22 protein-coding genes are annotated in these 23,988 nt (G+C 38.7%); 12 read left to right on the forward strand and 10 right to left on the reverse strand.

The genetic code is table 11. From position 1 onward, the window contains the following. Positions 1-80: 80 nt before the first annotated feature. A complete protein-coding gene (locus B2906_RS02560; protein ID WP_286935468.1) occupies positions 81-911 on the forward strand; it encodes a CvfB family protein in 831 nt (276 codons plus the stop codon). On the opposite strand, the gene B2906_RS02565 is transcribed toward B2906_RS02560, so the two are convergent. Beyond that, a complete protein-coding gene (locus B2906_RS02565) occupies positions 908-1,267 on the reverse strand; it encodes an arsenate reductase family protein (RefSeq protein ID WP_091653979.1) in 360 nt (119 codons plus the stop codon). The two genes, B2906_RS02560 and B2906_RS02565, sit on opposite strands and share 4 nt — an antisense overlap. An 87-nt stretch (positions 1,268-1,354) precedes the next feature. On the opposite strand from B2906_RS02565, the gene B2906_RS02570 reads away from it, so the two are divergent. Continuing rightward, complete coding sequence (locus B2906_RS02570; RefSeq protein ID WP_219959417.1) at positions 1,355-1,843, forward strand: YkgJ family cysteine cluster protein; 489 nt, start codon at positions 1,355-1,357, stop codon at positions 1,841-1,843. 45 nt (positions 1,844-1,888) lie between these two features. After that, complete coding sequence (locus B2906_RS02575; protein ID WP_286935577.1) at positions 1,889-2,821, forward strand: ROK family protein; 933 nt, start codon at positions 1,889-1,891, stop codon at positions 2,819-2,821. On the opposite strand, the gene B2906_RS02580 is transcribed toward B2906_RS02575, so the two are convergent. After that, positions 2,802-3,185, reverse strand: a complete 384-nt coding sequence (locus tag B2906_RS02580; protein WP_091653978.1) for a hypothetical protein — start codon at positions 3,183-3,185, stop codon at positions 2,802-2,804. The genes B2906_RS02575 and B2906_RS02580 overlap by 20 nt on opposite strands. Before the next feature lie 244 nt (positions 3,186-3,429). On the opposite strand from B2906_RS02580, the gene B2906_RS02585 reads away from it, so the two are divergent. From B2906_RS02585 to B2906_RS02600, 4 genes are all read left to right on the forward strand, one after another. Continuing rightward, positions 3,430-3,921, forward strand: coding sequence for a DNA topoisomerase IV (locus tag B2906_RS02585; RefSeq protein ID WP_286935471.1), 492 nt, complete (start codon positions 3,430-3,432; stop codon positions 3,919-3,921). 10 nt (positions 3,922-3,931) lie between these two features. Continuing rightward, positions 3,932-5,824, forward strand: coding sequence for a DNA topoisomerase IV subunit B (locus tag B2906_RS02590; protein ID WP_286935472.1), 1,893 nt, complete (start codon positions 3,932-3,934; stop codon positions 5,822-5,824). 97 nt (positions 5,825-5,921) lie between these two features. Beyond that, the gene (locus B2906_RS02595; protein WP_286935474.1) at positions 5,922-8,540 is read left to right on the forward strand and encodes a DNA gyrase/topoisomerase IV subunit A; all 2,619 of its coding nucleotides are present in this window, start codon (positions 5,922-5,924) and stop codon (positions 8,538-8,540) included. A 21-nt stretch (positions 8,541-8,561) separates the two neighbouring features. Beyond that, complete coding sequence (locus B2906_RS02600; RefSeq protein ID WP_286935476.1) at positions 8,562-9,263, forward strand: TrmH family RNA methyltransferase; 702 nt, start codon at positions 8,562-8,564, stop codon at positions 9,261-9,263. A gap of 1 nt (position 9,264) precedes the next feature. On the opposite strand, the gene B2906_RS02605 is transcribed toward B2906_RS02600, so the two are convergent. The 3 genes from B2906_RS02605 to pckA all read right to left on the reverse strand — a co-directional run bounded on the left by B2906_RS02605 (position 9,265) and on the right by pckA (position 12,631). Beyond that, positions 9,265-9,864: a hypothetical protein gene (locus B2906_RS02605; protein ID WP_091653968.1), complete on the reverse strand. Its 600-nt coding sequence runs from the start codon at positions 9,862-9,864 to the stop codon at positions 9,265-9,267. Positions 9,865-10,433: 569 nt separating this feature from the next. Then, positions 10,434-10,871, reverse strand: a complete 438-nt coding sequence (locus tag B2906_RS02610; RefSeq protein ID WP_091653964.1) for a peptidylprolyl isomerase — start codon at positions 10,869-10,871, stop codon at positions 10,434-10,436. A gap of 158 nt (positions 10,872-11,029) precedes the next feature. Continuing rightward, on the reverse strand, positions 11,030-12,631 hold the full coding sequence (gene pckA, locus B2906_RS02615; RefSeq protein WP_286935479.1) for a phosphoenolpyruvate carboxykinase (ATP): 1,602 nt from the start codon (positions 12,629-12,631) through the stop codon (positions 11,030-11,032). 344 nt (positions 12,632-12,975) lie between these two features. Between pckA and B2906_RS02620 the strand changes: the two genes are divergently transcribed. Further along, positions 12,976-14,469, forward strand: coding sequence for a peptide MFS transporter (locus tag B2906_RS02620; protein WP_091654318.1), 1,494 nt, complete (start codon positions 12,976-12,978; stop codon positions 14,467-14,469). 144 nt (positions 14,470-14,613) lie between these two features. Here the strand turns inward: B2906_RS02620 and B2906_RS02625 are convergent, their stop codons facing one another. Then, on the reverse strand, positions 14,614-15,315 hold the full coding sequence (locus tag B2906_RS02625; RefSeq protein ID WP_286935481.1) for a TetR/AcrR family transcriptional regulator: 702 nt from the start codon (positions 15,313-15,315) through the stop codon (positions 14,614-14,616). Between the two features lie 148 nt (positions 15,316-15,463). After that, positions 15,464-16,756, reverse strand: a complete 1,293-nt coding sequence (tyrS, locus tag B2906_RS02630) for a tyrosine--tRNA ligase (protein WP_286935482.1) — start codon at positions 16,754-16,756, stop codon at positions 15,464-15,466. A gap of 169 nt (positions 16,757-16,925) precedes the next feature. On the opposite strand from tyrS, the gene B2906_RS02635 reads away from it, so the two are divergent. Next, entirely contained in the window at positions 16,926-20,150 is a 3,225-nt protein-coding gene (locus B2906_RS02635) for a S41 family peptidase (protein WP_286935483.1), read from the forward strand. 65 nt (positions 20,151-20,215) lie between these two features. Here B2906_RS02635 and B2906_RS02640 read toward each other — a convergent pair whose 3' ends face one another. Together B2906_RS02640 and B2906_RS02645 are read right to left on the reverse strand one after the other, a co-directional pair. Then, the gene (locus B2906_RS02640; protein WP_091653955.1) at positions 20,216-20,545 is read right to left on the reverse strand and encodes a BlaI/MecI/CopY family transcriptional regulator; all 330 of its coding nucleotides are present in this window, start codon (positions 20,543-20,545) and stop codon (positions 20,216-20,218) included. Positions 20,546-20,698: 153 nt separating this feature from the next. Continuing rightward, positions 20,699-21,448, reverse strand: coding sequence for an acyl-CoA desaturase (locus B2906_RS02645; RefSeq protein WP_091653953.1), 750 nt, complete (start codon positions 21,446-21,448; stop codon positions 20,699-20,701). A gap of 136 nt (positions 21,449-21,584) precedes the next feature. On the opposite strand from B2906_RS02645, the gene B2906_RS02650 reads away from it, so the two are divergent. Continuing rightward, positions 21,585-21,950, forward strand: coding sequence for a phage holin family protein (locus B2906_RS02650; RefSeq protein WP_219958752.1), 366 nt, complete (start codon positions 21,585-21,587; stop codon positions 21,948-21,950). Here the strand turns inward: B2906_RS02650 and B2906_RS02655 are convergent. Next, complete coding sequence (locus B2906_RS02655; RefSeq protein WP_286935485.1) at positions 21,939-22,379, reverse strand: helix-turn-helix domain-containing protein; 441 nt, start codon at positions 22,377-22,379, stop codon at positions 21,939-21,941. The two genes, B2906_RS02650 and B2906_RS02655, sit on opposite strands and share 12 nt — an antisense overlap. 87 nt (positions 22,380-22,466) lie before the next feature. Between B2906_RS02655 and B2906_RS02660 the strand changes: the two genes are divergently transcribed. Both B2906_RS02660 and B2906_RS02665 read left to right on the forward strand, forming a co-directional pair. Then, positions 22,467-23,024, forward strand: a complete 558-nt coding sequence (locus B2906_RS02660; protein ID WP_286935486.1) for a hypothetical protein — start codon at positions 22,467-22,469, stop codon at positions 23,022-23,024. 55 nt (positions 23,025-23,079) lie between these two features. Continuing rightward, on the forward strand, positions 23,080-23,982 hold the full coding sequence (locus B2906_RS02665; RefSeq protein ID WP_286935487.1) for a histone deacetylase: 903 nt from the start codon (positions 23,080-23,082) through the stop codon (positions 23,980-23,982). Positions 23,983-23,988: the final 6 nt, after the last annotated feature.

Genomic DNA, 23,988 nt, shown 5'->3' on the forward strand with positions numbered 1-23,988 from the left:
CAATTTTTAAACATGCGTTTCCTGACTTTGTTTGTCACAAAATTTCAAAATCCTTTTAGATTAATAGCTACCTTTGAACTATGAAAGAACTTGGCTTAGTCAGCAAATTACCCATCAATAGATTTACAGATTTTGGAGCATACCTTCAGTTAGAGTCCGGTGAAGAGGTCTTGTTACCCCAAGGTTATTTGAAAGGGGAGGAGCGTGAAAATGATGAGCTTGAGGTTTTTGTATATACTGACAGTGAAGATAGACCAGTTGCTGTAACCACTCGGCCTATTGCACTTTTAGATGAATGGGGTGTCATGGAAGCTAAGGAAGTCACCTCATTTGGAGCTTTTATGGATTGGGGTTTGCCGAAAGATCTTTTGGTGCCTAATGCTGAGATGGGTAAAAACATGGAGCCTGGGAAAAAGTACTTGGTCAAGGTCTGTGTGGATTACAGAACCAATAGGCTGATAGGAAGTACCAAGCATAAGGACTTTATCTATCCTGCGCCTAAAGACTATGAGCCGGGAATTCAAGTTGAGGGTTTGATATTTGACAAAACTGAGCTTGGATATAAAGTCTTACTAGAAGACCGATACGAAGGCTTGGTCTATGCAAATGAAGTATTTCAACCTTTGGAAATAGGAGAGCAGCGAACGCTCTATGTGAAGAAAAGGAGAGATGATGGTAAAATTGATTTGCAATTGTTGCCTACTGGTCGAGAAAAATACGAGGAAGGTGCGGAACGAATTCTGAAAATATTGGAAGAAAAGAAGTTTCTTCCCCTTCATGATAAATCAGATCCTGAGGAAATAAAAAAAGTGCTTTCTATGAGTAAAAAGCACTTTAAGCAATGTATAGGGCAGTTGTATAAGGCCAGAGAAATAAAAATTCTGGAGGATGGGATTGCATTAGCTGATTAATCCAATTTCAAAATATCACTGGGAGTTCGGCAGAGAATCGCTTTATTTCTGAAAAGGGCAATCGGTGATTTGATCAAATAGGGATATTTGACCAAGATTTTGAGCCAGTCTTCATCATCCCAGTTTTTACCTGCGATGTATTTCTGGTAATCAGGATGGGCTCGATTGAGCAGGTCCTTGGCACGCAGTCCAAGTTTCAATAATATGCTATCCCATTGAGTTGCAGTGATTCTTTGTTTCACCACATCGATCTCGTTGACAAATTTTGCTAGAGATTTTGCGTAGGCTTTGGTTTGCTTATCAATTGGTTGACCTGCGCTGTGATAGAATAAAAGTTCTGATGGATGTGTTTTCATAGTCATTGGGGTTTAGTATCTTATTAAGATACAAAAAATACGTAATAAATTGAAAATAAGATAGATGTGACTGCATCAAAAGATTCATTGAATTTAGAATTATTTAACATTGAGAGTAAATCTGAATTCCCAACTCATAAAAAGCTGAAGGAAAGGCTGCGAAAAGTAAAGCCTAAAAAGCTAGATGAAGACTTTGAAAATCTACACGATAAAGTGTTCGAAGATCTGGATTGCCTCGAATGTGCAAATTGCTGTAAGACAACAAGTCCCATTTTTTTGCAAACAGACATAGATCGATTGGCCAAAGTTTTTCGCCAAAAAAGCAGTGAATTTATAGACGAATATCTTCACCGTGATGAAGAGGGAGATTATGTCTTGAACTCTTCGCCTTGTCCTTTTTTAAACTCGGATAATAAGTGTTTAGTCTATGAGGACAGACCTAAAGCCTGCAGGGAGTATCCTCACACGAATCGGAAGAATATTCACGGAATTTTGGGTTTAACTTTAAAAAATACGCTAGTTTGTCCTGCAGTTTTCAAAATTTTCCAGCAGATTGGCAAAGAATATAGGAAGTAAAGCAATTTTTTGGCTTTTTTGAGAATCAAACCTATGAAGAACAAAATGAATAATTCGGAGACACACTTTTTAGGAGTGGACGTGGGCGGGACCCACCTTAAAATCGGACTTGTAGACAAAAACGGAAACATCCTCGATTTTCAAAAAGAGGATACTACGCCATTCAGAGACCATGCCGAAGGTTTTGGTCAAGCATTTATCTCCGGGTTAGACAAGTATTTCAAAAAATATCCTCAGGTTGAGAAAGTAGGCATAGGACTACCTGGGTTGATCAGTAAGGATAGAACAACACCGCTGGAAATCCCTGCTATTCCAAGTCTGAATAATTTCAATCTGAAAAACGGATTGGAGAAAGCTTACCCTGATAAAGAGTTCTTCTTAGAAAATGATGCCGCTGCTGCAGCAATCGGGGAGTTTTATTACGGAAAAGACGATCCATCAGATAATTTCCTCTTCATTACTATGGGTACTGGAATTGGAAGTGCTATGGTTTTGGATGGTGAGGTTTTCAAAGGTTCTAGAGGTAATGCCCTTGAAATGGGTCACATGCTATCAAGCGGTAGTGCCAGATTGGAAACACTGATCGGTAGAAAGGGCATTTTATCCATTCTTGAGAGAATGATAGCTGCTTATCCTGAGAAGGCTGGAAGGTTGAAAGGGGCTGATTTGGGAACTCATTTATTGGTCGACACCGCTAAGGAAGGAAATGAAGTTTCCCTGATGGTTTTTCAGGAAGTAGGCATTATCCTAGGCGAAGCTATTGTTTCGACTGTTCGAATTTTGGACGTAACAGAGGTGTATTTTGGTGGTGGGATTTCTGCTGGATTGGAGTTTATGATGCCTTCTATGGAAAGAACCATCCGTCAATACTTGACTAATTACTATAATAAGGATTTGAGGTTGAAAAAAGCCACTCTAGAAAATAATGCCGGCACATTAGGTGCTGCCGCCTTGTGTTTTATGGGTTCAGGGTTGTAATAGTCACTTCAGAAACCTTAGATATTGCATTCATTCGAAAAAGAACCTTGAGAGGTTCTTTTTCTATTTCTACCCCTTCGCATGCATTGCTTGGCTCTAGAAAATAAAAGAAGAAGCTTTGGCTTTTATCAACCAATTCCACCCGATCCGGCCTACCAAAAGTTTTGATGATTTCTTGATTATTAGCTCCTAAAAAGCTGTTTTTGATTTTTTCCAATTCATCCAAATCTTGGATTCGAAGACCACTGCATCCATATCTGTCATTTTTCCAATTCTCAATATTGATGTTGCCGGTATCCAGAGGACCTGAACAAGCAGCAATAAATAGTAGAAATACGAAAATGAAAGAAATTGAATATTTCATTGGGCAATAATTAATTTGAAGCAAAGGTATAGCGCAATCTTAAATCAGGACTATGTTTTCTATAAAACTATTTGAATCAATTTCCAGTACTATTGAAAATTTCCGGATTTGTTTTTTGCCTTAATCAGCTTATGCTCACGGTTTTTTGAAATTAATGACAAATATTGTCATAGCATGAAACCCAGATTGGCACATTCTGTTTGAGCAAATCCTTTATATTAGCACATCTAATTACCCGTGAATTATGTACTACCGTTTTGGGAAAGCCTTTTACTACATCAGCATCATTTTCTTTCTCTTTTTTCTTCTTTACTTCTACTCAGCATTGACCGATCAGGTCACTTATCAGATGGATGGAGAAGGAGGAATTTCTACTATTGGAAAAGGAAACTTTTTCTATGGGATGATTGCGACATTTGTGGCTTTGAATGCTTTGGTGCTCGTTCCGCCAAAAATGTTGGAGACCAAATCGTATAGAAAACTCCACAAGCTTTTTCCGATAGGAGATAATTATAGAGATTATTTATTGACTTGGTTTTACTCCTTTGGAGGCATTATCAATCTGAGTCTTGCGACTATTGTATTTTACATCCATGCCACCAATAATCAGGAGGAGATCGCAGCAGATGAATTTGGCTTTTTCTTTTATTTGATTCCTGGGCTTTTGGTGCTTTGGATCATTGCACTCTTTTTGCTTTTCGTAGGAAAAGCCAAACAGCTACAAAAAAGAGATTAAGGATAAGACTATGGCAGAAACAGTTAAATATACCGAAGACAGTATTAAATCTCTGGATTGGAGAGAGCACATTCGCCTTAGGCCGGGGATGTATATTGGTAAACTCGGAGATGGAAGTGCCCAGGATGACGGGATTTATGTTTTGGTCAAAGAGGTTTTGGATAACTCCATCGATGAACACATGATGGGGTATGGACGAAGCATAGAAGTAAAAATATCTGAACACCGAGTTGAAATAAGGGATTATGGTCGTGGCATTCCTTTGGGGAAAGTGATAGACTGTGTTTCCAAAATCAATACCGGTGGAAAATACGATTCAGGAGCTTTTCAGAAATCAGTAGGACTAAATGGTGTCGGTACAAAAGCTGTAAATGCTTTGTCAGACTATTTTAAAGTTCAATCCTATCGTGATGGGGAAACCAAAATAGCTGAATTTGAGAAAGGGGTATTGAAGGAAGATAGACCGATTGAGAAATCTTCTGATAGAAATGGCACCAAGGTGATTTTTACCCCTGATGCCAGCATATTCAAGAATTACCACTTCATCCCTGAGTATCTTGAAAATCAAATCTGGAATTATGCTTACCTGAATGCAGGCTTGACCATTAATTTCAATGGTAAAAAGTTTTTCTCAGACAGAGGACTTTATGATTTGTTGTCCAATAAAGTTGATGAGGAAAGTGCTAGGTATCCCATCATCCATTTGAAAGGGAATGATATAGAAATAGCGATCACTCACTCCAATCAATATGGTGAGGAATATTATTCATTTGTCAATGGACAGTATACCACCCAAGGAGGAACTCACTTGGCAGCTTTTAGAGAGGCTATTGTTAAGACAGTTCGGGAGTTTTATAAAAAAGATTATGACTCTTCAGATATCCGCCAAAGTGTGGTTGCAGCCATTGCGGTAAGAGTTCAGGAGCCTGTATTCGAATCCCAAACAAAGACGAAATTGGGTTCTCAATCAGTTGGTCCCGAAGGTCCAACCCTTAGAACCTTCGTCAATGACTTCATCAAGACTGAACTGGATAATTATCTGCATAAAAACCCTGCAGTAGCAGATGCTTTATTGAAGAGAATCTTGCAGTCTGAGAGAGAAAGGAAAGAGATTTCCGGAATTAAGAAGCTGGCAAACGAAAGAGCCAAAAAAGCTAATCTTCACAATAAAAAATTGAGAGATTGCCGTGTCCATTATGATGATGCGAAGGCTAATGAGGACTTGAAGAATAATACCATGCTCTTCATCACAGAGGGGGATTCAGCTTCTGGATCTATTACCAAGTCGAGGGATGTGCAAACTCAGGCAGTTTTTTCATTGAGGGGTAAGCCGCTTAATTGCTTTGGAATGACCAAAAAGGTGGTGTATGAAAATGAGGAATTTAATCTGCTACAGCACGCCTTGAATATTGAAGATGGTATTGAAAATTTGAGGTATAGAAAAATTGTCATAGCCACCGATGCCGATGTGGATGGAATGCATATCCGGCTATTAATTATGACCTATTTTCTACAGTTTTTCCCTGATTTGGTGAAAAATGGGCACTTATTTATTCTTGATACCCCTCTTTTCAGGGTAAGGAATAAGAAGGAAACTATCTATTGCTATTCAGATGAGGAAAGGCAACGTGCGATCCATAAGTTAGGAAATAAGCCGGAAATTACCCGATTCAAAGGATTGGGAGAGATTTCACCAGAAGAGTTCGGGAATTTCATTGGAGAGGATATCCGTTTGGAGCCTATCATCTTGAACAAGGAGACGAAAATCTCTGATCTTTTGAATTTCTACATGGGTAAAAATACGCCCGATAGACAAAACTTCATCATTGATAATTTGAAGATCGAGAAGGATTTGGCTTTGGATGACCCAAGAAATCAAGCAGAGGAAGAAGAGGCGGCATAAAAGCCTAACAGAAATATCAATTAATATTTCTGAAGAAAATTAAACCTGAAGACTAGTCAGAATGACTTCTGATCTTTATAAATAGTGGATTAATTAAATGAGCGAGGAAACAAATAGACCTGAAGAAAAAGACGAAAGCTTACACGATTCGGTGCCTGTTACCGGAATGTATAAGGATTGGTTTTTGGATTACGCTTCTTATGTAATCCTAGAGCGGGCTGTCCCTGCAATTGAAGATGGATTGAAGCCAGTTCAGCGTCGTATCCTTCATGCTATGAAGGAAATGGACGATGGGCGATTCAATAAAGTGGCCAACATTATTGGACAGTCCATGCAATACCACCCACATGGTGATGCTTCTATCGGAGATGCTATCGTCAATTTGGGGCAAAAAGATCTTCTTATTGAAACCCAGGGAAACTGGGGGGATATTCGTACAGGTGACAGAGCTGCAGCTGCTAGATACATTGAGGCTAGGCTTTCTAAATTTGCCCTAGAGGTAGTATTCAATCCTCAAACCACCGAGTGGCAATTATCTTATGACGGTCGAAAAAGAGAACCTGTAACCCTTCCGGTTAAGTTTCCTTTATTGCTAGCGCAGGGTGTTGAAGGAATTGCCGTAGGTCTTTCCACTAAAATTCTTCCTCATAATTTTCTTGAGTTGATAGATGGCTCAATTGAAATTTTAAAAGGCAATAAAACCAATGTTCTTCCAGACTTCATCACAGGAGGATTGGCAGACTTCAGTGAATATAATGAAGGCCTTAGAGGAGGAAAAATCAAAGTTCGAGCTAAAATAGAAGAAGAGGATTCTAAAACTCTTTTAATCAAGGAGATACCTTTTGGTACAACTACTGATTCTCTAATCGATTCTATTCTAAAAGCCAATGATAAAGGGAAAATCAAAATCAAAAAAGTGGTGGACAACACTGCTAAAGATGTTGAGATTCAGGTTCATTTGGCTCCGGGAGTTTCGCCCGATGTAACTATTGATGCGCTCTATGCCTTTACTGATTGTGAGGTTTCTATTTCTCCTAATGCTTGTGTAATCATTGAAGATAAACCGGTCTTTCTAACGGTCAATCAGATTCTTGAATACAACACCAAGCAAACTAAAGCACTTTTAAAGCGGGAGCTGGAGATCAGAAAAGGAGAGTTGATGGAAAAGCTCCTATTCTCTTCTTTGGAAAAAATATTCATCGAAAACAGAATCTACAGGGACATAGAAGAATGTACTACTTGGGATGCTGTTTTGGAGGCGATTGACAAAGGTTTGGATCCTTACAAGCCTGATTTTTACAGAGAGATTGTTCAGGAGGACTTAATCCGACTTACAGAGATTAAGATTAAGCGTATTTCGAAATTTGATGCATTCAAGGCAGATGAATTGATGAAAAGGCTTCAGGATGAATTGAAGGAAGTGAATCACAACCTAAAGCACCTGACAGACTATGCCATCAAGTATTATGAAAATCTAAGAGATAAATACGGAAAAGGCAGAGAAAGAAAAACTGAAATCAGAGCCTTTGATACCATTCAAGCCAGCGTCGTAGCAGCGAATAATGCCAAATTGTACGTGAACCGAAAAGACGGTTTTGTGGGCATGGGATTGAAAAAAGAAGAGTTTGTCTGTGACTGTTCCGATTTGGATGATATCATCGTTATCCGTAGAGATGGAGTGATGATGGTTTCCAAGATTCAGGAGAAGAACTTCATGGGGAAAGACATTCTCCATGTAGGAATCTATAGAAAAACTGATGAGCGTCTGACTTTCAATATGATCTATTTGGACGGTGCATCTGGTAGAGCCATGGTTAAAAGGTTCCAGCCTGGAGGTGTCACGAGAGATAAAGAATATGATCTAACAAAAGGAACGAAAGGTTCAAAATCGCTTTATCTCACTGCTAATCCGAATGGGGAAGCCGAAATAGTTACTGTTTATTTGACCCAAGGTGCCAAAGCCAGAGTCAAAGTATTCGACTTTGATTTTGCTACGATAGAAATCAAAGGGAGAGGAGCAGGAGGAAATATTCTGACCAAATATCCAGTTAGAAAAATCCAACTTAAAATGGAAGGTGTTTCCACTTTGGGTGGCTTGGATATTTATTACGACCCTATTGTTGGAAGACTTAATACAGATCAACGCGGTAATTTAATTGGTAATTTCCTGGGTGAAGATAGAATATTGGTTTGCTATAAGTCTGGAGATTATGAGTTGACCAATTTTGAACTGACCAACCGATACGAACCGAATGAGGTGGTATTGATAGAAAAGTTTGAACCAGAAAAGATTCTTTCTGCGGTGTATTTTGATGGAGGGAGTAAGACTTTCTATGTCAAGCGATTCCAGGTGGAAACCACTACACTCAATAAAAAATTCAACTTTATTACTGACCATAAATCATCCTATCTCAAGCTTGTTTCGACCAATAAGCAACCTCAGGTCTCTGCAACCTTAGTAAAAGGTAAGAATGAAGAGTCAGTAGAGTTTGATTTGGATATGCTAATCGACGTCAAAGGCTGGAAAGCTATTGGTAACAAGTTAAGTTCTCATGATATCAAGGACTTGCAGTTGATTGAAGTTAAAAAGGAATCCAAAAAGCAAGAGGCGGACAGTTCTGAGGAAGAAGGTGAAACGGATGATGAACTTGAAGTAGGTAGCACCATAGACTTGAGTCCCAAAAAGGATGATGAAGAACAATTGGGACTGTTTTAAACAGTCCCTTTTTATTTGAAAATGGAAGAAAAAGAGCTTTACAAGAAGGAATTGGGGCTGTTATCCTATCTGGGACAGTACATTACAGATCATAAAAAGAAGGTAATGGAAACTGTATTAGCTCAAAGAACCCGATTTTTCACAGTCGTTTTAGAGGATATTTACAAGCCTCATAATGCCAGTGCAGTATTAAGAACTTGCGATTGCTTCGGTATTCAGGATGTTCATATCATTGAAAAAACCAATCAATACAAAGTCAATCCTTATGTCACCCGTGGTGCATCTGATTGGGTAGATATTCATAAATATTTTTCCAATGAAGGAAATGCAGTCAAGGACTGTTTCTCTGCTCTCAAGAAAAATGGTTATCAAATATTCGCCACCAGCCCAAACCCCGGATCCATTTCTGTCTATGATTTGCCTGCAAACCAGAAAATCGCATTAGTTTTTGGCAATGAGCATGAAGGCGTAAGTGAAGAAGTGAAACAGCAAGCAGATGGCTTGGTTCATATTCCTATGTTGGGATTTACAGAGAGTTTTAATATTTCAGTCTCCGCTTCAATTTTTCTTTATGAATTGACTAAGCAAATCAAGGATTTAACAATCGAGGGCTTCCATTTATCAGAAGATGAAAAACATGCTTTAAGGCTTAAATGGTATAAGCAGATTGTAAAGAGGTCAGATCTACATGAAAAAATGTACTGGGAAACTCTGAATTCCTGAGTTAATTCTTCTTGAAAATAGAATTGATTTTTTCTCCAAATGAACTGGTATTTTGCTGATTTTTCGCTCTTTGTCTTTGTCTCTGACGCTTTTTCTGGTCCTTACTTTTAACTAAGACCATTCTCGCTGATATCCCCGCTTGTCCTCTGAAAAACTCCTCTCTTCCTGCCACATTAATATTGGGCTTATAATCAAAAGAGAAAACCGTATTCAAAAAGGTCATTTCAAAACCCAGGATAAAATCTACTCCGACTGTTGAATTCCCATAGGTATGCACTATCTCTTTGTTCACTGCATCTTTCATAAAGCTCTCTTCGCTTCCGAAAGCTAAGCCTCCTCCATAATAGTAGTTCAAACGCTTGGAGATGATAGGTCTATGAATTTCATATAAAATATGGGCCGTTGTGTTTCTTGAAAAGTCCGACTGAAGAATAGCCTCTATGGTATTTCTTTTACTGATTCTTTGTTGAAAAGAAAGTCCTACTGTTCTTCCCAAATCATTATTTCCAAGGCGTATACCCAATGAATTCCCATAATGCTGGGCTTGAAGAGAATTGATGGAACCAAAAAAAATCAGGAATAATAAATAAGTATATTTCATAGATCAGTTCTTTGAACTTCCCCTTGTTCAAGAACTATTCCAAGAATTGTTAAAAAAAAAGAGGCTGTCTCAAAAGTGCAATATGTCACATTGAGCGTCCCGACAATTGTGCGGGATCGAAATGTAGGCCACAACGATAGAAAAGGACTTCGACTCCCTACCTGCGACAGGAAGGCGCTACCAAAGAAAGTTTAAATTAAATTCCGAAATAAGAGAAATTTCGGAATTTAATTCTTTGTTATGGAAAGTAAGCTTTAGCTAACTTAAAATCCTTTTGCTTCTATTAAGGATTTTCTTTTTTCTCTTCGTTCTTTTGCCTTGAAGCAAAAGAACCAAAAATTCAAGACGCAGCAAAGCTCCAACCGCACTTGGCCGGACGCTGGCCCGCTGCTGCGTCAGCCCACCGCGCCCTCACTAAATAAGTTCTTCTAAAAGGAAAGGTTTTCAATTGTGAAATAACAACACATAAATCCATTTTGGAAGACCATGTCATGTCCTTTTTTATATGTTCGAAGAATATTTAAGACTCAGGCTGACACTAAAGCTATTAATGAGACAGCCTCTTGAATTTATGCTTCGCTGATCACTATTTTTTCAATCTTATCTCCTGCTCGGATAGCATCTATGACTTCAAGTCCTTCTACTACTTTTCCAAAGCAAGTATGGTTTCTGTCTAAGTGAGCTGTATTATCTCTGCTATGGCAAATGAAAAACTGGGAACCTCCGGTATTTCTTCCAGCATGTGCCATTGAAAGTACACCTCTATCATGGTATTGGTTACCTCCGTCTAATTCGCAATTGATTTTATAGCCTGGTCCACCGGCACCATTTCCGATTGGACATCCTCCTTGAATCACAAAATTTGGAATTACTCTATGAAAAGTAAGTCCATCATAGAATCCTTTTTGCGATAATTCAACGAAGTTATTTACTGTGTTGGGAGCATCTTTCTCATAAAACTCCACCTTCATTGTTCCCTTTTCAGTGATAATTTCAGCTGTCTTCATGTTGTGTTTTTTGATCTGAATTTTTCGAGGGGTAAAAATAGTCTTTCCCTAGAATAATCATTCAATTATTTATTGGGATAATTAAATTTTGGATGGTAATCAAGAAAAAAAGCCCATACAATGATGTATGGGCTTTGGTTATAGAGGGTTTATATTGATTAAATTTTTGGTGCTCCAGCCAGAATATCCTCAGAGGCGTATGATTCAAACTGCTTGAAGTTTTGAACAAATGATTTTGCCAAGTCTGATGCTTGCTTATCATAATCTGCCGGATTGTTCCATGTGCTTCTTGGGTTTAATACTTCACTAGGAACATTTGGACAAGATTGAGGAACCTCAAAACCAAAAACTGCATGAGGTTTAAAATCAACAGACTCTAAGCTACCTTCCAAAGCCGCGGTGATCATGGCTCTAGTGTAAGCTAACTTCATTCTAGAACCTACACCATAAGGTCCGCCAGTCCAGCCTGTGTTGATCAGCCAAACATTGGTCTCGTACTTTTCCATTTTCTCTCCAAATAGAGAAGCATACGCTGTTGGGTGTAGAGGAAGAAATGCTGCACCAAAACATGCGGAAAACGTCAATTTAGGCTCTGTGACTCCCATTTCTGTACCTGCTACTTTAGCAGTATAGCCAGAAATAAAGTGATACATAGCTTGACTCTTGTTCAGTTTAGAAATCGGAGGGATCACTCCAAATGCATCTGCTGTAAGGAAAAATATATTTTTTGGGATTCCCGCAGTAGAAGGCTCTAAAGCGTTTGGTATATAATGAATAGGGTAGGCTGTCCTCGTATTTTCGGTTACACTTTTATCTGCGTAATTCACGATTCGAGTTCCCGGATTAAATCTGGTGTTTTCCACGATGGAACCAAATCGAATGGCATCCCAGATTTCAGGCTCTTTTTCTCTGCTTAGGTCAATGACTTTAGCATAACAGCCACCTTCGAAATTGAACACGCCATTTTCTGTCCATCCGTGCTCATCGTCTCCGATCAATCCTCTTTTGGGATCAGCAGATAAGGTGGTTTTACCTGTACCTGAAAGACCAAAGAAAATAGCCGTATCACCTTTCTCGCCAACATTGGCTGAACAGTGCATAGAAAGCACATTCTTTTCGTGAGGAAGGATAAAATTCAGAACAGAGAAAATACCTTTCTTCATTTCTCCAGCATATCCTGTACCTCCAATCAAAATCATTCGCTTTGACATATTTAATATGGCAAAGTTTGGATTTTTAGTACCGTCCGTTTCAGGGTCTGCCTGGAATCCCGGAGCGCAGATAATGGTAAAATCATGCTCAAAGTCTTCCAACTCCTCTTGAGTAGGTCTCAAGAACATGTTGTGGCAAAAGAGGTTATGCCATGCCCAAGTATTGATAACTCGAATATTCAATCTATGCTGAGGATCAGCTCCGGCAAAAGCATCTCTAACAAAAAGATCTTTGTCAGAGAGGAAAGCTTTCATTTTCTCCAATAATCGATCAAATTTTTCTTCATCGAATGGAATGTTGATGTCTCCCCACCAAACAGCATCTTCTGTTTGAGCATCTTTGACAACGTAACGATCCTTAGGAGATCTACCGGTGAATTTACCGGTGTCTGCCATCAACGCTCCCGTAGAGGTGAGGTATCCTTCCTTTCGAGCCAATGCCTGTTCCACCAATTCGGCTTGTGGAAGATTAAAGTGAACTTTTCCGCTTGTCTGCAAGTCGAGAAAATTCAAAGGAGAGGTCTGGGTGTCCAGAGCTAAATCCTGCATAAAATTTTGGGTTTACAAACTGAAAATTGTCTTCCCAAAATTAGGAAAAAGGTCTTAATTCAAAATGAAAAATCTTTAAAATTTCGCTTTTCAATCGATTACGAAGAAAAAACAGATAATTATTTGGCAGTCTTGAATTTTCATTTATTGAACTGCTCACAAATCCTTCAGATTTACATATTTTAAAATGAAAATTGGGTGTATTTAAATCAATCCATTTTGAAGAACCTGCCAAATTCTTTTATCATTGTAAAATTTATCAACCTAAATCACTGACTTAATTGGAAACTCCAAACAATCCTGAATTTGAAGGGCCAACTATTTTTGGCCACCCGAAGGGTCTGATGACCTTGTTTTTCACAGAAATGTGGGAGCGCTTCAGTTACTACGGAATGAGAGCATTGCTCATTCTTTTTATGACCACCGCTATTGCTGATGGAGGTCTTGGTTTTGATGATAAAACCTCCGGTGCTATTTATGGACTCTACACCATGGGTGTATATTTATTGGCTTTACCGGGAGGTTGGTTAGCAGACCGTCTTTTTGGTTTGAAAAAATCTGTTTGGTACGGTGGTATTATTATCGCCATGGGTCACTTTATGATGGCTTTGCCAGGAATTTTTGGATCTGGTGCTTATGAAGGAAAAACAGAGCTTTCTGCCTTAGATACCAATTCATTTTTTCTAGGGCTTATATTAATTGTACTTGGAACAGGTTTATTAAAACCCAATATCTCATCAATTGTAGGTCAATTATACCCTGCCGGAAGCTCAAAAAGAGATGCGGGTTTCTCTATTTTCTACATGGGAATCAACTTGGGTGCTCTTATCGCACCTATCGCTTGTAGTACGCTTGCTGAATATGATTGGCACTTAGGATTTGGTTTGGCTGGATTAGGGATGGTTTTTGGCTTAATTCAGTATAAAATTACTGGTGCTTCCTTGGAAGGATATGGTGAAGCTCCAGTTGTGGCTGAAGAGACTGAAAAAGTTCAGCAGAAAAAGTTGCGCTCTTTGGTAACCTGGATTGGATTAGCTTTAGCAGTTTTTGTGGCTGTTTTGTTTACTGGACTTATTCCTATTGATGTATCTGCTATCGCAGGAGCTTCAGGAACCATCATCGCATTGGTTGCTTTTGGATATCTAGGCTATGTAATCCTTTTTGGTGGATTGGATAAAGGGGATAAAAATAAGGTTGGAGTAATCGCCATTTTGTTTTTGTTCTCTGCTATGTTCTGGTCGGGTTTTGAGCAGGCAGGTTCTACGCTCAACTTATTTGCAGAAAGATTTACAGACCGATCAGTTTTAGGCTTTGAAATACCTACCGGTTATTTCCAATCTATCAACTCCATGTTTATCATCATTTTTGCTCCGATTTTTGGAGGAATGTGGGTATGGTTGGGTCGCAAAAATTTGGAGCCTAGCTCTCCATTGAAATTTACATTTGGTCTCCTTCTTTTAGGTTTGGGCTTTTTTGTGATGTATTTCGCAGCTAAAATTGCTGCTTCCGGTGACTTGGCGGCTCCTACATGGTTGATCATGACTTATATGCTTCACACATTTGGTGAGCTAAGTTTGTCACCTGTAGGATTGAGTTTGGTTACCAAACTAGCTCCAAAAGGCTATGCAGGACAAATGATGGGTATTTGGTTCCTATCTGTTTCTCTTGGAAACTTGTTTGCCGGCCTGATAGCAGGTGAAGCGAGTGGGGGAACTGAAGAGGCTTTGGCTCAGATGCCAGACCAATATATGTTGATCGTTTACACCGTTATTGGTTCAGCATTATTGCTCTTCCTACTGAAACCAATTATAAAACGAATGATGGGCAATGTCCATTAAATGAAGGGAGGCTGTCTCAAAAGTGCAAATGTCACATTGAGCGTCCCGACAATTGTACGGGATCGAAATGTAAGCCAAAACGAAAGAAATGGCCTTCGACTCCGCTCAGGCTGACACAAGGGCTATTAATGAGACAGCCTTTTTTTAGAATAAACTTGTCTGAACAGTAGTTGGCTTACTCGCTTGAATGGTTCCTTTGAGCATCTCTTGCATTAGTTTGATAAAGCCAGGCTCCCAGTTTTCAGGATTAATTTTAACTTCCTTGGCTTCATATTCAATAGGGCCTCGCATTTTCTCAAATCCAATCATCATGCTCCAGATGGTGTAGAAAGTGATTTCAGGTTGTAATTCCGGCCTGATACTCCCATCCTTGATCCCATGACTGACCATTAGGATTCCCAGCTTTGCTGGTTCATGGTGAATTTCTAAAAGTTTTTGGAAGTGAACGCTTTCTAAGATCAAGGCATTGATAGATTCCCGCTCTTTTTCTGAGTTATATTTTTTCATCAGATCTAAAAAGTTGATCACAGAATCATAAAGGATCTGATTGTTTTTCGCAAAATTTGATATTCTGATTATCAAATCAGAAAGCATAGCTAAGCCTGATTTCCCCCGGCTTCGGTTGGACCATTCATCTCGGAATTCGTCTTTTAATTGGTCGAAGGCCTTTTTGGTCAATGCCATAAAAAGGTCTTCCTTATTTTTGAAATAAAAATAACTCAGCCCTTTACTAATCCCTGCTTTTTTTGCCACATCCTCCATTCGGGTTGCTTGAAATCCCTTACTGGTGAAGAGTGCTATTGCGGAATCCAGAATTAGCTTTTCCTTATTTTTTTCGCCTGCCATACCTTTTGATCGTCTGTATAAAAAACATATCAAAGATATTAAACCTTAGTCAAAAACCGGAATTAACCCTGAGTCAATTTTCAGTGTAAAGACATAAAAAAAGCCCTAAATTTTAGAATTTAAGGCTTTTTGCTTGATCCTCATAGGATTAAACAATCTCTACGATGAAGTAATTCTTCTTTCCTTTTTGCACTAGTAAATACTTTCCTTGTAGCAATTCAAAATTTATGGATGCGTTAGGATCAGCAATCTTTTCCTTATTGATACTCAAGCCACCTCCCTGAATCATTTTTCTCGCTTCTCCTTTGGAACCGAAAATCACTCCCTGAGAAATTTCTCCAAATAAATCTAAAATAGAGGTAAGTGCTGTGTATTCAGATTTCTCAATTTTTACTTGAGGCACTCCATCAAATACTTGCAAAAAGGTTCGCTCATCCAAAGCTGCCAAGTCTTCTGTAGAAGATTTACCGAATAGGATTTCAGATGCTTTTACAGCCATCTCATAATCTTCCTGGCTATGGACCATGATGGTAACTTGCTTGGCTATTTCTTTCTGTAAGCTTCGTAAATGAGGTGCCTGAGCATGTTCAGCTTCCAATGCCTCTATGGTCTCCCTGTCTAAAGTGGTAAATATTCGGATATATTTAGATGCATCTTCATCAGACACATTCAACCAAAACTGGTAAAACGCATAAGGAGAAGTTTTTTCCGGATCAAGCCAAACGGAACCGCCTTCAGTTTTCCCGAATTTGCTTCCATCAGCTTTAGTAATCAAAGGAACCGTTAAAGCAAATGCACTGCCGCCACCCATTCTTCGGATGAGTTCAGTACCTGTTACTATATTTCCCCACTGATCTGAACCTCCAAGCTGAACAGTACAGTTTTTATTTTTCCAGAGGTGGTAAAAATCGTAACCTTGAATCAGCTGGTATGAAAACTCGGTAAAAGAAAGCCCATTTCCATCTTCAAGTCTTCTTTTAACGGAGTCCTTGGACATCATGTAGTTTACTGTAATGTGCTTTCCTACATCTCTGATAAAATCCAAAAAGGAAAACTGAGACATCCAATCATAGTTGTTGACTAACTCAGCTTTGTTGTCAGCATTGGTTTTGAAATCCAAAAACTTAGACAATTGATTTTGTATGCAGGATACATTATGATCTAATGTCTGTTTGTCCAAAAGGTTTCTTTCTGCTGATTTAAAAGAGGGGTCTCCAATCATTCCAGTTGCCCCGCCTACCAAAGCAAAAGGCTTGTGACCCGCTCTCTGGAAATGCAAAAGCGTCATTACTCCCACCAAATGGCCAATATGAAGAGAGTCTGCTGTCGGGTCAAAACCCAGATATGCCGAAGCGGTTCCCTTGTTTAAGTGTTCTTCGATTTCGGGTGTCATATCTTGGAGCATTCCTCTCCAGCGCAATTCTTCTATAAATGGATTCATGGAATTATTAAAATTTAAGCCGCAAATATAGCCTTGTCCATCGAAGGATGGAAGAAAAGTATAAAAGGATTGCTGGATGCATCCATTCTTCCTTGAAAAGACACCAACGGTGAAGTTTTGAAGCTATGTTTTTTAATTTTCATTACTTTCACAATCGAAATTAAAAGCTATGAGATATTTATATAGTATTCTAACTCTGACATTATTCACTCTGATCAGTTCAGGAATCAATGCCCAAGAGAATCCCTCTTGGATGAGATATCCTGCAATTTCTCCCGATGGAAGCACCATTGTGTTCACCTACAAGGGCGATTTGTATACGGTGTCTTCTCAAGGTGGAGAAGCTAAGCAAATCACCTTTCACGAAGCTCATGACTATCAACCAGTCTGGAGCAAGGATGGAAGCAAGATTGCTTTTGCATCTGACCGGTATGGGAATTTTGACATCTTTATCATGGATGCTGCTGGAGGCCCGGCAACAAGATTGACATATCATTCCAATGATGAGCAACCTTTTGATTTTTCAGCAGATGGAAAGTTTGTCCTATTCGGAGCAACCCGAATGGATATTGCTTCTCATAGACAATATCCTACTGGATCTCAGCCTGAATTATATAAAGTGCCGGTAAGCGGTGGGAGAGTAGACCAAGTTTGGACTATTCCAGCAGAATATGTAAAGACCAGTAAAGATGGATCTAAAATAGTCTATCATGACAAAAAAGGAGGGGAGAATGAATGGAGAAAACATCATGAGTCTGGAATAGCCAGAGATCTTTGGATCTATGATGCAAGCTCTAATTCGCATCAGATGCTCACCACATTCTATGGAGAAGACAGAAACCCGGTTTTTTCACCCGATGAAAAAGAGTTGTATTATCTAAGCGAGCAAAATGGAAGTTTCAACGTGTTTTCCATGGCCTTAGATAATCCCTCGCAGACTACTGCCTTAACTAGCTTGACAAATTTTCCAGTTCGCTTCTTAAGTATTTCCAACAATGGATTGATGAGTTTTGGATACGATGGAGAGCTGTATACCTTAAGAAAAGGTGAAAATCCTAAAAAAGTAGCCGTTAGTCTTAAAACTCAGGCTATTTCCAATCCTGATAACTTTATTTCTATTAATGGTGGAGTTAGCGAAATGAGTATTTCTCCTGATGGAAAAGAAATCGCCTTCGTAGCCAGGGGAGAAGTTTTTGTAACTTCTGTCGATGGATCACTTACAAAAAGAATTACCAATACTCCAGAGCAAGAGAGATTTGTGGAATTTGCTCCTGATGGAAAATCTATAGTATATGCCAGCGAGAGAGATGGAAAATGGCAGATTTTCCAAAGTACTAAACCAAGAGCAGAAGAACCTTTCTTTTTTGCTTCAACCTTGCTGAATGAGAAGTTATTGCTAGAGGTAAATGATGATGCCTATCTTCCAAAATTGTCTCCTGATGGGAAAAAGCTCGCTTATGTAGAAGGACGCAGAACCTTGAAAGTTGTCGATTTATCAAGCAAAGTGGCTGTTACTTTAATGACTCCTGAGCAGCTCTTTCACATGAGAGATGGAGATCAATATTTTGTATGGAGTCCTGATAGTAACTATTTATTAGCTACCTACAGACCTACCATGGTCAACTCTGAAGTGGTTTTATTGGATATCACTGGCAAGCAACCCATGAAAAAGATCACCCAAAGTGGCTACAGTGATGACAGAGCTACCTGGGTAAATGAGGGGAAACAAATGCTTTGGATGTCTAATAGAGATGGTCTGAGAAGCTATGCCACATCAGGAAGAAGTGAAGAAGATGTGTATATGCTCTTCTTCGATAAAGCAGCTTGGGACAAATTCAACTTGAGTAAAGAGGAATTTGACTTGATGAAGGAAATAGAAAAGTCCAAAAAGAAAGATGATTCCAAAGAGGAAAAAAAGGATGAGAAAAAAGAAATCGCTCCTCTAAAATTTGACTGGGATGGATTGGAAGAAAGAAAGGCCAAACTGACCATTCACTCTTCCATGTTGGGAGATGCTGTACTCAGTAAAGATGGGGAGAAACTATTCTATTTGGCCAGTTTTGAAAAAGGACAAAACCTCTGGAGCACTAATTTAAGGACTAAAGAAACCAAGCAGGAGCTTGCTCTCAATGCCGGGTATGGTAGGTTGATGTGGGATAAGGATCAAAAAAATCTTTATCTATTGAGTGATGGAAGTATTTCCAAAATCAACACAGAGTCCATGAAGAAGGAGGGTATAAAGATCAGTGGCGAGATGAGTTATGATAAAGACGCAGAATTAGCCCATTTATTTGATCATGTTTGGTTAAGGACAAAGGGTATTTTTTATACTCCGGATATGCATGGTGTAGACTGGGAAAAAGCCAAAGTAGATTATCAAAAATACCTGCCGCACATTGGTAATAATTATGAGTTTGCTGAAATGCTCTCTGAAATGATCGGTGAATTGAATGTTTCACATGCTGGAGCTCGATACAACAGATCTATTCCAATGGCTGATCAAACGGCTGCTTTGGGGATATTCTGGGATTATAAGCATCAGGGAAATGGACTGAAAATAACTGAAGTGATCTCTGGAGGCCCATTGGATAAAGCAGAATTCTCTGTAAAGCAGGGTATGATTATTCAAAAGATCGATGGTGAAGTAATCAGTCCAGAAGTGGATTTTGCTAAACTATTGAACAGGAAAGTGGACAAGTTTACCTTGCTTGAACTGACTGATGCAAATGGTGCAAATGTTCAGCAGATCACAGTAAAACCAATTTCCTTGGGGGAAGAAAACAGACTTCTTTATAAAAGATGGGTGAAAAAGAATCAGGAAGAGGTTACAAAATTAAGCGATGGAAAATTGGGGTATGTACATATTCCAGGGATGAGTGATGGACCTTATCGAAATGTGTATGAGGACATGATGGGTAAATATCATGACACAGAAGCAGTTATCGTAGATACTCGTTTCAATGGTGGTGGAGACTTGGTAGCTGATTTAGCTATGTTCTTTACGGGCGAAAAATTCCTGACTTATGCCACTGCTGATAAAGTGGTAGGTTATGAGCCAACAGCAAGGTGGACTAAACCTACATTGGCGATGTTCAATGAAGCCAATTATTCAGATGGACATTGTTTTGCCTGTGGGTATACAGATTTGAATATTGGCAAAACTGTGGGTATGCCTACTCCAGGAACTTGCTCTTTTGCAGGTTGGGAAGGTTTGCCAAATGGAGTGAGATGGGGAGCTGTTCCTATTTCTGCCAAAAATAAAGTAGGAGAGTGGCTGGAGAATAATGAAACAAAGCCACAGTTTGAAGTGAAAAATATGCCAGGGAAAATTGATCAGGGAATTGACCAGCAGCTCGAAAAGGCAATTGAAGAACTTCTGAAAGAGGTGAAATAAAAAAAAGCCGGGCAATTTGCCCGGCTTTTTCTTTTATCTAATGCTTATCCATTATACGTATCTGATTATTGATAATTCTTATTGTTCAAAGACTCATCATTCTTGAAGAACTGAGTCATTTTTGCAAATGAACTATCAAAATATCCCTCTAGCATTTTCTTGATGATGAATGTTCTGTACTCATCTTTAGATACGATTGGGAAATACTCATGGCTTTTGCCATAAGACTTGTGACTCACAAAGCCTTTTCTTTCTAGAATCCTAACGATAGTGGAAACTGTGTTGTAGGCTGGCTTTGGTTCTGGCATCGGTACAAGGATGTCTTTGACAAACCCTCTTTCGATGTCCCAGAGGATTTGCATGATCTCCTCTTCTGCTCTGGTTAATGGTTTCATAAGGTGTTAAGTTTTAATTCCTTAGAAAATTATTGGTTTAGTTTCGAAAATCCAAGAAAAGTACAAAAATAAGTTTGCCTATTTAGTTAAAAAAAATCTCAAGTAGCTGAAAACTAGGGAAATAAAAAAGGAGCAAATTTTGCTCCTTTTTGATTATGCTGTTCTTAATTTAATTATACCCGATGCGTGTAATAGTTTTACAATGGGATAGGTCGGATCAAATTCGTACCATTTCACTGCAAAGTTGGGACGGTTTGGAAGCTTATGATGATTATTTTGGAAAAGCTCTCCGAGCATTAAAACATCCAACAATAACGAATTTTTTGATTTATCATTATTGTCAAAATTAGCATATCCGTATTTGTGGCCGCTCCAGTTAACAATAGCACCATGAACAGGACCCATCAAGAAATGGATTGGAAGTAAGAAGTACATCCACCAGTGAGTTCCAGGCAATTCAAATACAGTAATTGCCAATACGTAGATTGCTACATATAATAATCCCCAAGCTACTCGGACTCCCATGCTGTCTGCAAATTTGTCAAATCTGTTCCAATCAGGAATATCTTTAGAAAAACGCTCCTCAGGCTTCAATTTAAAGCTGAAGTAATCATTGTAAATGTTTTTTGTTTTCCACATCATGGTGAAAAGGTTCTCTGTATGATGTGGGGAATGAGGGTCTTTCGGAGTATCGCTATATGCATGATGCATTCTGTGAAGGATAGCGTATGCTCTAGGGGATAAATAGGAACTACCTTGCCATATCCAGGTGAAAAGATAGAAAAATCTCTCCCAGTATTTATTCATGACAAACATTTGATGAGCTGCATAGCGGTGCAGAAAGAAGCTCTGGCAGAATAATGAAAAGTACCAGTGCAGAAGAAAGAAGATAATGATAATCACTCGTTATTGGTTTGTTTAATTTGTACAAATATAAGAGGCAGTAGCCCAATAGTAAAGCTTCCAGGAGATCAACCTCGATCTAATTTTCATGATTTAAATCAATTTTTGCTTAATTTGGTGAAAACAACTTTTCATTATGTCTCAGCAATCACAAGCAACTTCGATTCTTGTCAAAATTCTATTAGGTGGCATTGCAGTATTAATAGCAGCTTTTTTTCTTCCGGGAATCTCCATTGATGGATGGATTACTGGCTTTTTGCTCGCTGCTCTGTTGATTTTAATCAACCTGACTGTAAAGCCTTTGATGATCTTACTTACTTTACCCTTAACCATCATCACCTTTGGTTTGTTCCTCTTGGTGATTAATGCTTTAGTAATATTATTAGCAGATGCGATTATTCCAGGTTTTGAAGTAAACGGATTTTGGTGGGCTTTATTATTTGCAATAGTCTTGAGCTTGATCAACTCGCTGTTTGGAAATAATTTGAATTTAGATCGTTGAGGTACTTTGATCGTTTACCCTTCGATAAACTTTCAAAATTCCGTTTTTATCTGGACTCTTTATTTCCTGTTTGGAAGGATGAATCATGGCCTTTAGAATGAATTTTTCAGAAGGTTCATTGTAAGCTGGCGCTTCATCAATCCATTTGATAGTCTCAAAGTCTATGTTTGCCGGGGGGATGCAGAATTTATCATTGGCATCCTGAATCATATACATTTCCTCGTTTGGGTCTATGCCAGTTATTTTTTTTTGATCCGAAATACCTACTACAATGATACCTCCTTTTGTATTGGCCAAAGCAGAGATTGTGCGGGCTATTTTCTCTTTCGAACTTACTTTCAGCTTGAAATCCAATGAGATACCTTCTTCTGATTTTAAAACTTTTTTGATGAATTCTTCATCAAACTTTTCTATATTATGTTTATTCATTTACAATTTGTGACGTATATTACTTGCTATATTCAACTTGAAGATTATCTTTCCCAACTGAAACTTAAGACTAATAATTTTTAATCTATGTCAACTATGAATCCTGGCTTTGATCCAAAAGAAATTTCCAAGCTCAAGCAGGAATTGAAAGCCTCTGGCAAATCATTTCAATTAATTCCTGAGGAGGAAAACTCTGATGAATTTGTAAATTTTTACTTCATTGGAATGTTTGAAGGTAAAGAAGTTATATACGATGCTGCCTTATATACGTTGAGACTACACCATGCGAGTGAGGTTTATGAGCTTGCAGAACATGAAGCGGCTAAGAAATTCCCGAATTTCAGTGGAATTAGATACGAAGAAGATGAAAATGGCAATCTTATGCCATTGTCTAGTGAAGAAGAGGAAATCGGTTGGTTTATCACTGAGATGATCATGGAAATCGAAGAGGAGGAGTCTGTGAAAGTTCAAGAATTCATAGACATCGATACAAATCACGATTATGGAATCGGTTTAGATGCAGCTTTGAATGTGGAATATATTGATGAGAAAGTAATAACTAAATTTATCAAGGAATTTAATGATGATACAATTCAGCTAGATGAAACCATGTATGCTTTTCAATCTGAAGAAGAAGACGTTTAAATTTTAATTTGGAACAAAAAATTGGAGCGCTTGTTAAAATACAAGCGTTTTTTTTATGCTTAAAATTGCCTGGTCTTCCGAATATGCTCATCCTTTGCCTCCGGGACATAGATTTCCGATGGAGAAATATGAGCTTTTGCCTCAGCAACTGATGTATGAGGGCACAGTTTCTGAAAGAAATTTCTTTGCTCCCGATGCAATAGATGAAAGTCTTATTGTACAAGTCCATGATGCTCAATATTGGGAAAAACTCAAAAATTTAGCCTTAAGCAGGTCAGAAGAACGAGCTACTGGTTTTCCTTTAAGCAAAGAATTAGTGAATAGGGAAACTATCATTGCTGGTGGATCGGTTAGAGCTGCTTTGTTTGCACTTGAGTACGGTATTTCCTTAAATATTGCCGGTGGTACTCATCATGCGTTTACGGATAGAGGAGAAGGGTTTTGCTTGTTAAATGATATAGCTTTAGCGAGTCGATATTTGCAGAATGAAGGACTTGCCAAAAATATTCTAGTCATAGATTTGGATGTGCATCAGGGCAATGGTACGGCTCAAATTTTCAAAGATGATCCTTCCGTATTCACATTCAGCATGCATGGAGCCAAAAACTATCCTCATCGAAAAGAAAAGTCTGACATGGATATTGAATTGCCGGATGGAACGGGAGATGAGGAATATTTAACTCAGCTAGATCTGGCCTTAGAAAACATACTGAAGAAGTTTCATCCTGACTTCATCATGTATCAATGTGGTGTCGATGTGTTGGAAACAGACAAACTTGGACGTCTAGGCATGAGCATAGAAGGTGTTAAAATGCGTGACAAGAAAGTGCTGAACCTTGCAAAAGAGTTGAAGCTTCCAATTATGTGTTCGATGGGAGGAGGCTATAGTGAAAAAATCAGCCATATCATTGAGGCGCATGCTCAGGTTTACAGGCTAGCTCAGGACATATTTTTTTAAATACTC

The organism is Algoriphagus sp. UBA3586 (genome assembly GCF_002376385.1).
Taxonomy (GTDB): domain Bacteria; phylum Bacteroidota; class Bacteroidia; order Cytophagales; family Cyclobacteriaceae; genus Algoriphagus; species Algoriphagus ornithinivorans.

What these genes read in the sequence shown, in the direction of transcription:
- B2906_RS02560 (WP_286935468.1), top strand. Translation starts at nt 81, where the DNA reads ATGAAAGAACTTGGCTTAGTCAGCAAATTACCCATCAATAGATTTACA.
- B2906_RS02565 (WP_091653979.1), bottom strand. Translation starts at nt 1,267, where the DNA reads ATGAAAACACATCCATCAGAACTTTTATTCTATCACAGCGCAGGTCAA.
- B2906_RS02575 (WP_286935577.1), top strand. Translation starts at nt 1,889, where the DNA reads ATGAATAATTCGGAGACACACTTTTTAGGAGTGGACGTGGGCGGGACC.
- B2906_RS02580 (WP_091653978.1), bottom strand. Translation starts at nt 3,185, where the DNA reads ATGAAATATTCAATTTCTTTCATTTTCGTATTTCTACTATTTATTGCT.
- B2906_RS02585 (WP_286935471.1), top strand. Translation starts at nt 3,430, where the DNA reads ATGTACTACCGTTTTGGGAAAGCCTTTTACTACATCAGCATCATTTTC.
- B2906_RS02590 (WP_286935472.1), top strand. Translation starts at nt 3,932, where the DNA reads ATGGCAGAAACAGTTAAATATACCGAAGACAGTATTAAATCTCTGGAT.
- B2906_RS02595 (WP_286935474.1), top strand. Translation starts at nt 5,922, where the DNA reads ATGAGCGAGGAAACAAATAGACCTGAAGAAAAAGACGAAAGCTTACAC.
- B2906_RS02600 (WP_286935476.1), top strand. Translation starts at nt 8,562, where the DNA reads ATGGAAGAAAAAGAGCTTTACAAGAAGGAATTGGGGCTGTTATCCTAT.
- B2906_RS02605 (WP_091653968.1), bottom strand. Translation starts at nt 9,864, where the DNA reads ATGAAATATACTTATTTATTATTCCTGATTTTTTTTGGTTCCATCAAT.
- B2906_RS02610 (WP_091653964.1), bottom strand. Translation starts at nt 10,871, where the DNA reads ATGAAGACAGCTGAAATTATCACTGAAAAGGGAACAATGAAGGTGGAG.
- pckA (WP_286935479.1), bottom strand. Translation starts at nt 12,631, where the DNA reads ATGCAGGATTTAGCTCTGGACACCCAGACCTCTCCTTTGAATTTTCTC.
- B2906_RS02620 (WP_091654318.1), top strand. Translation starts at nt 12,976, where the DNA reads ATGACCTTGTTTTTCACAGAAATGTGGGAGCGCTTCAGTTACTACGGA.
- B2906_RS02625 (WP_286935481.1), bottom strand. Translation starts at nt 15,315, where the DNA reads ATGGCAGGCGAAAAAAATAAGGAAAAGCTAATTCTGGATTCCGCAATA.
- tyrS (WP_286935482.1), bottom strand. Translation starts at nt 16,756, where the DNA reads ATGAATCCATTTATAGAAGAATTGCGCTGGAGAGGAATGCTCCAAGAT.
- B2906_RS02635 (WP_286935483.1), top strand. Translation starts at nt 16,926, where the DNA reads ATGAGATATTTATATAGTATTCTAACTCTGACATTATTCACTCTGATC.
- B2906_RS02640 (WP_091653955.1), bottom strand. Translation starts at nt 20,545, where the DNA reads ATGAAACCATTAACCAGAGCAGAAGAGGAGATCATGCAAATCCTCTGG.
- B2906_RS02650 (WP_219958752.1), top strand. Translation starts at nt 21,585, where the DNA reads ATGTCTCAGCAATCACAAGCAACTTCGATTCTTGTCAAAATTCTATTA.
- B2906_RS02655 (WP_286935485.1), bottom strand. Translation starts at nt 22,379, where the DNA reads ATGAATAAACATAATATAGAAAAGTTTGATGAAGAATTCATCAAAAAA.
- B2906_RS02660 (WP_286935486.1), top strand. Translation starts at nt 22,467, where the DNA reads ATGTCAACTATGAATCCTGGCTTTGATCCAAAAGAAATTTCCAAGCTC.
- B2906_RS02665 (WP_286935487.1), top strand. Translation starts at nt 23,080, where the DNA reads ATGCTTAAAATTGCCTGGTCTTCCGAATATGCTCATCCTTTGCCTCCG.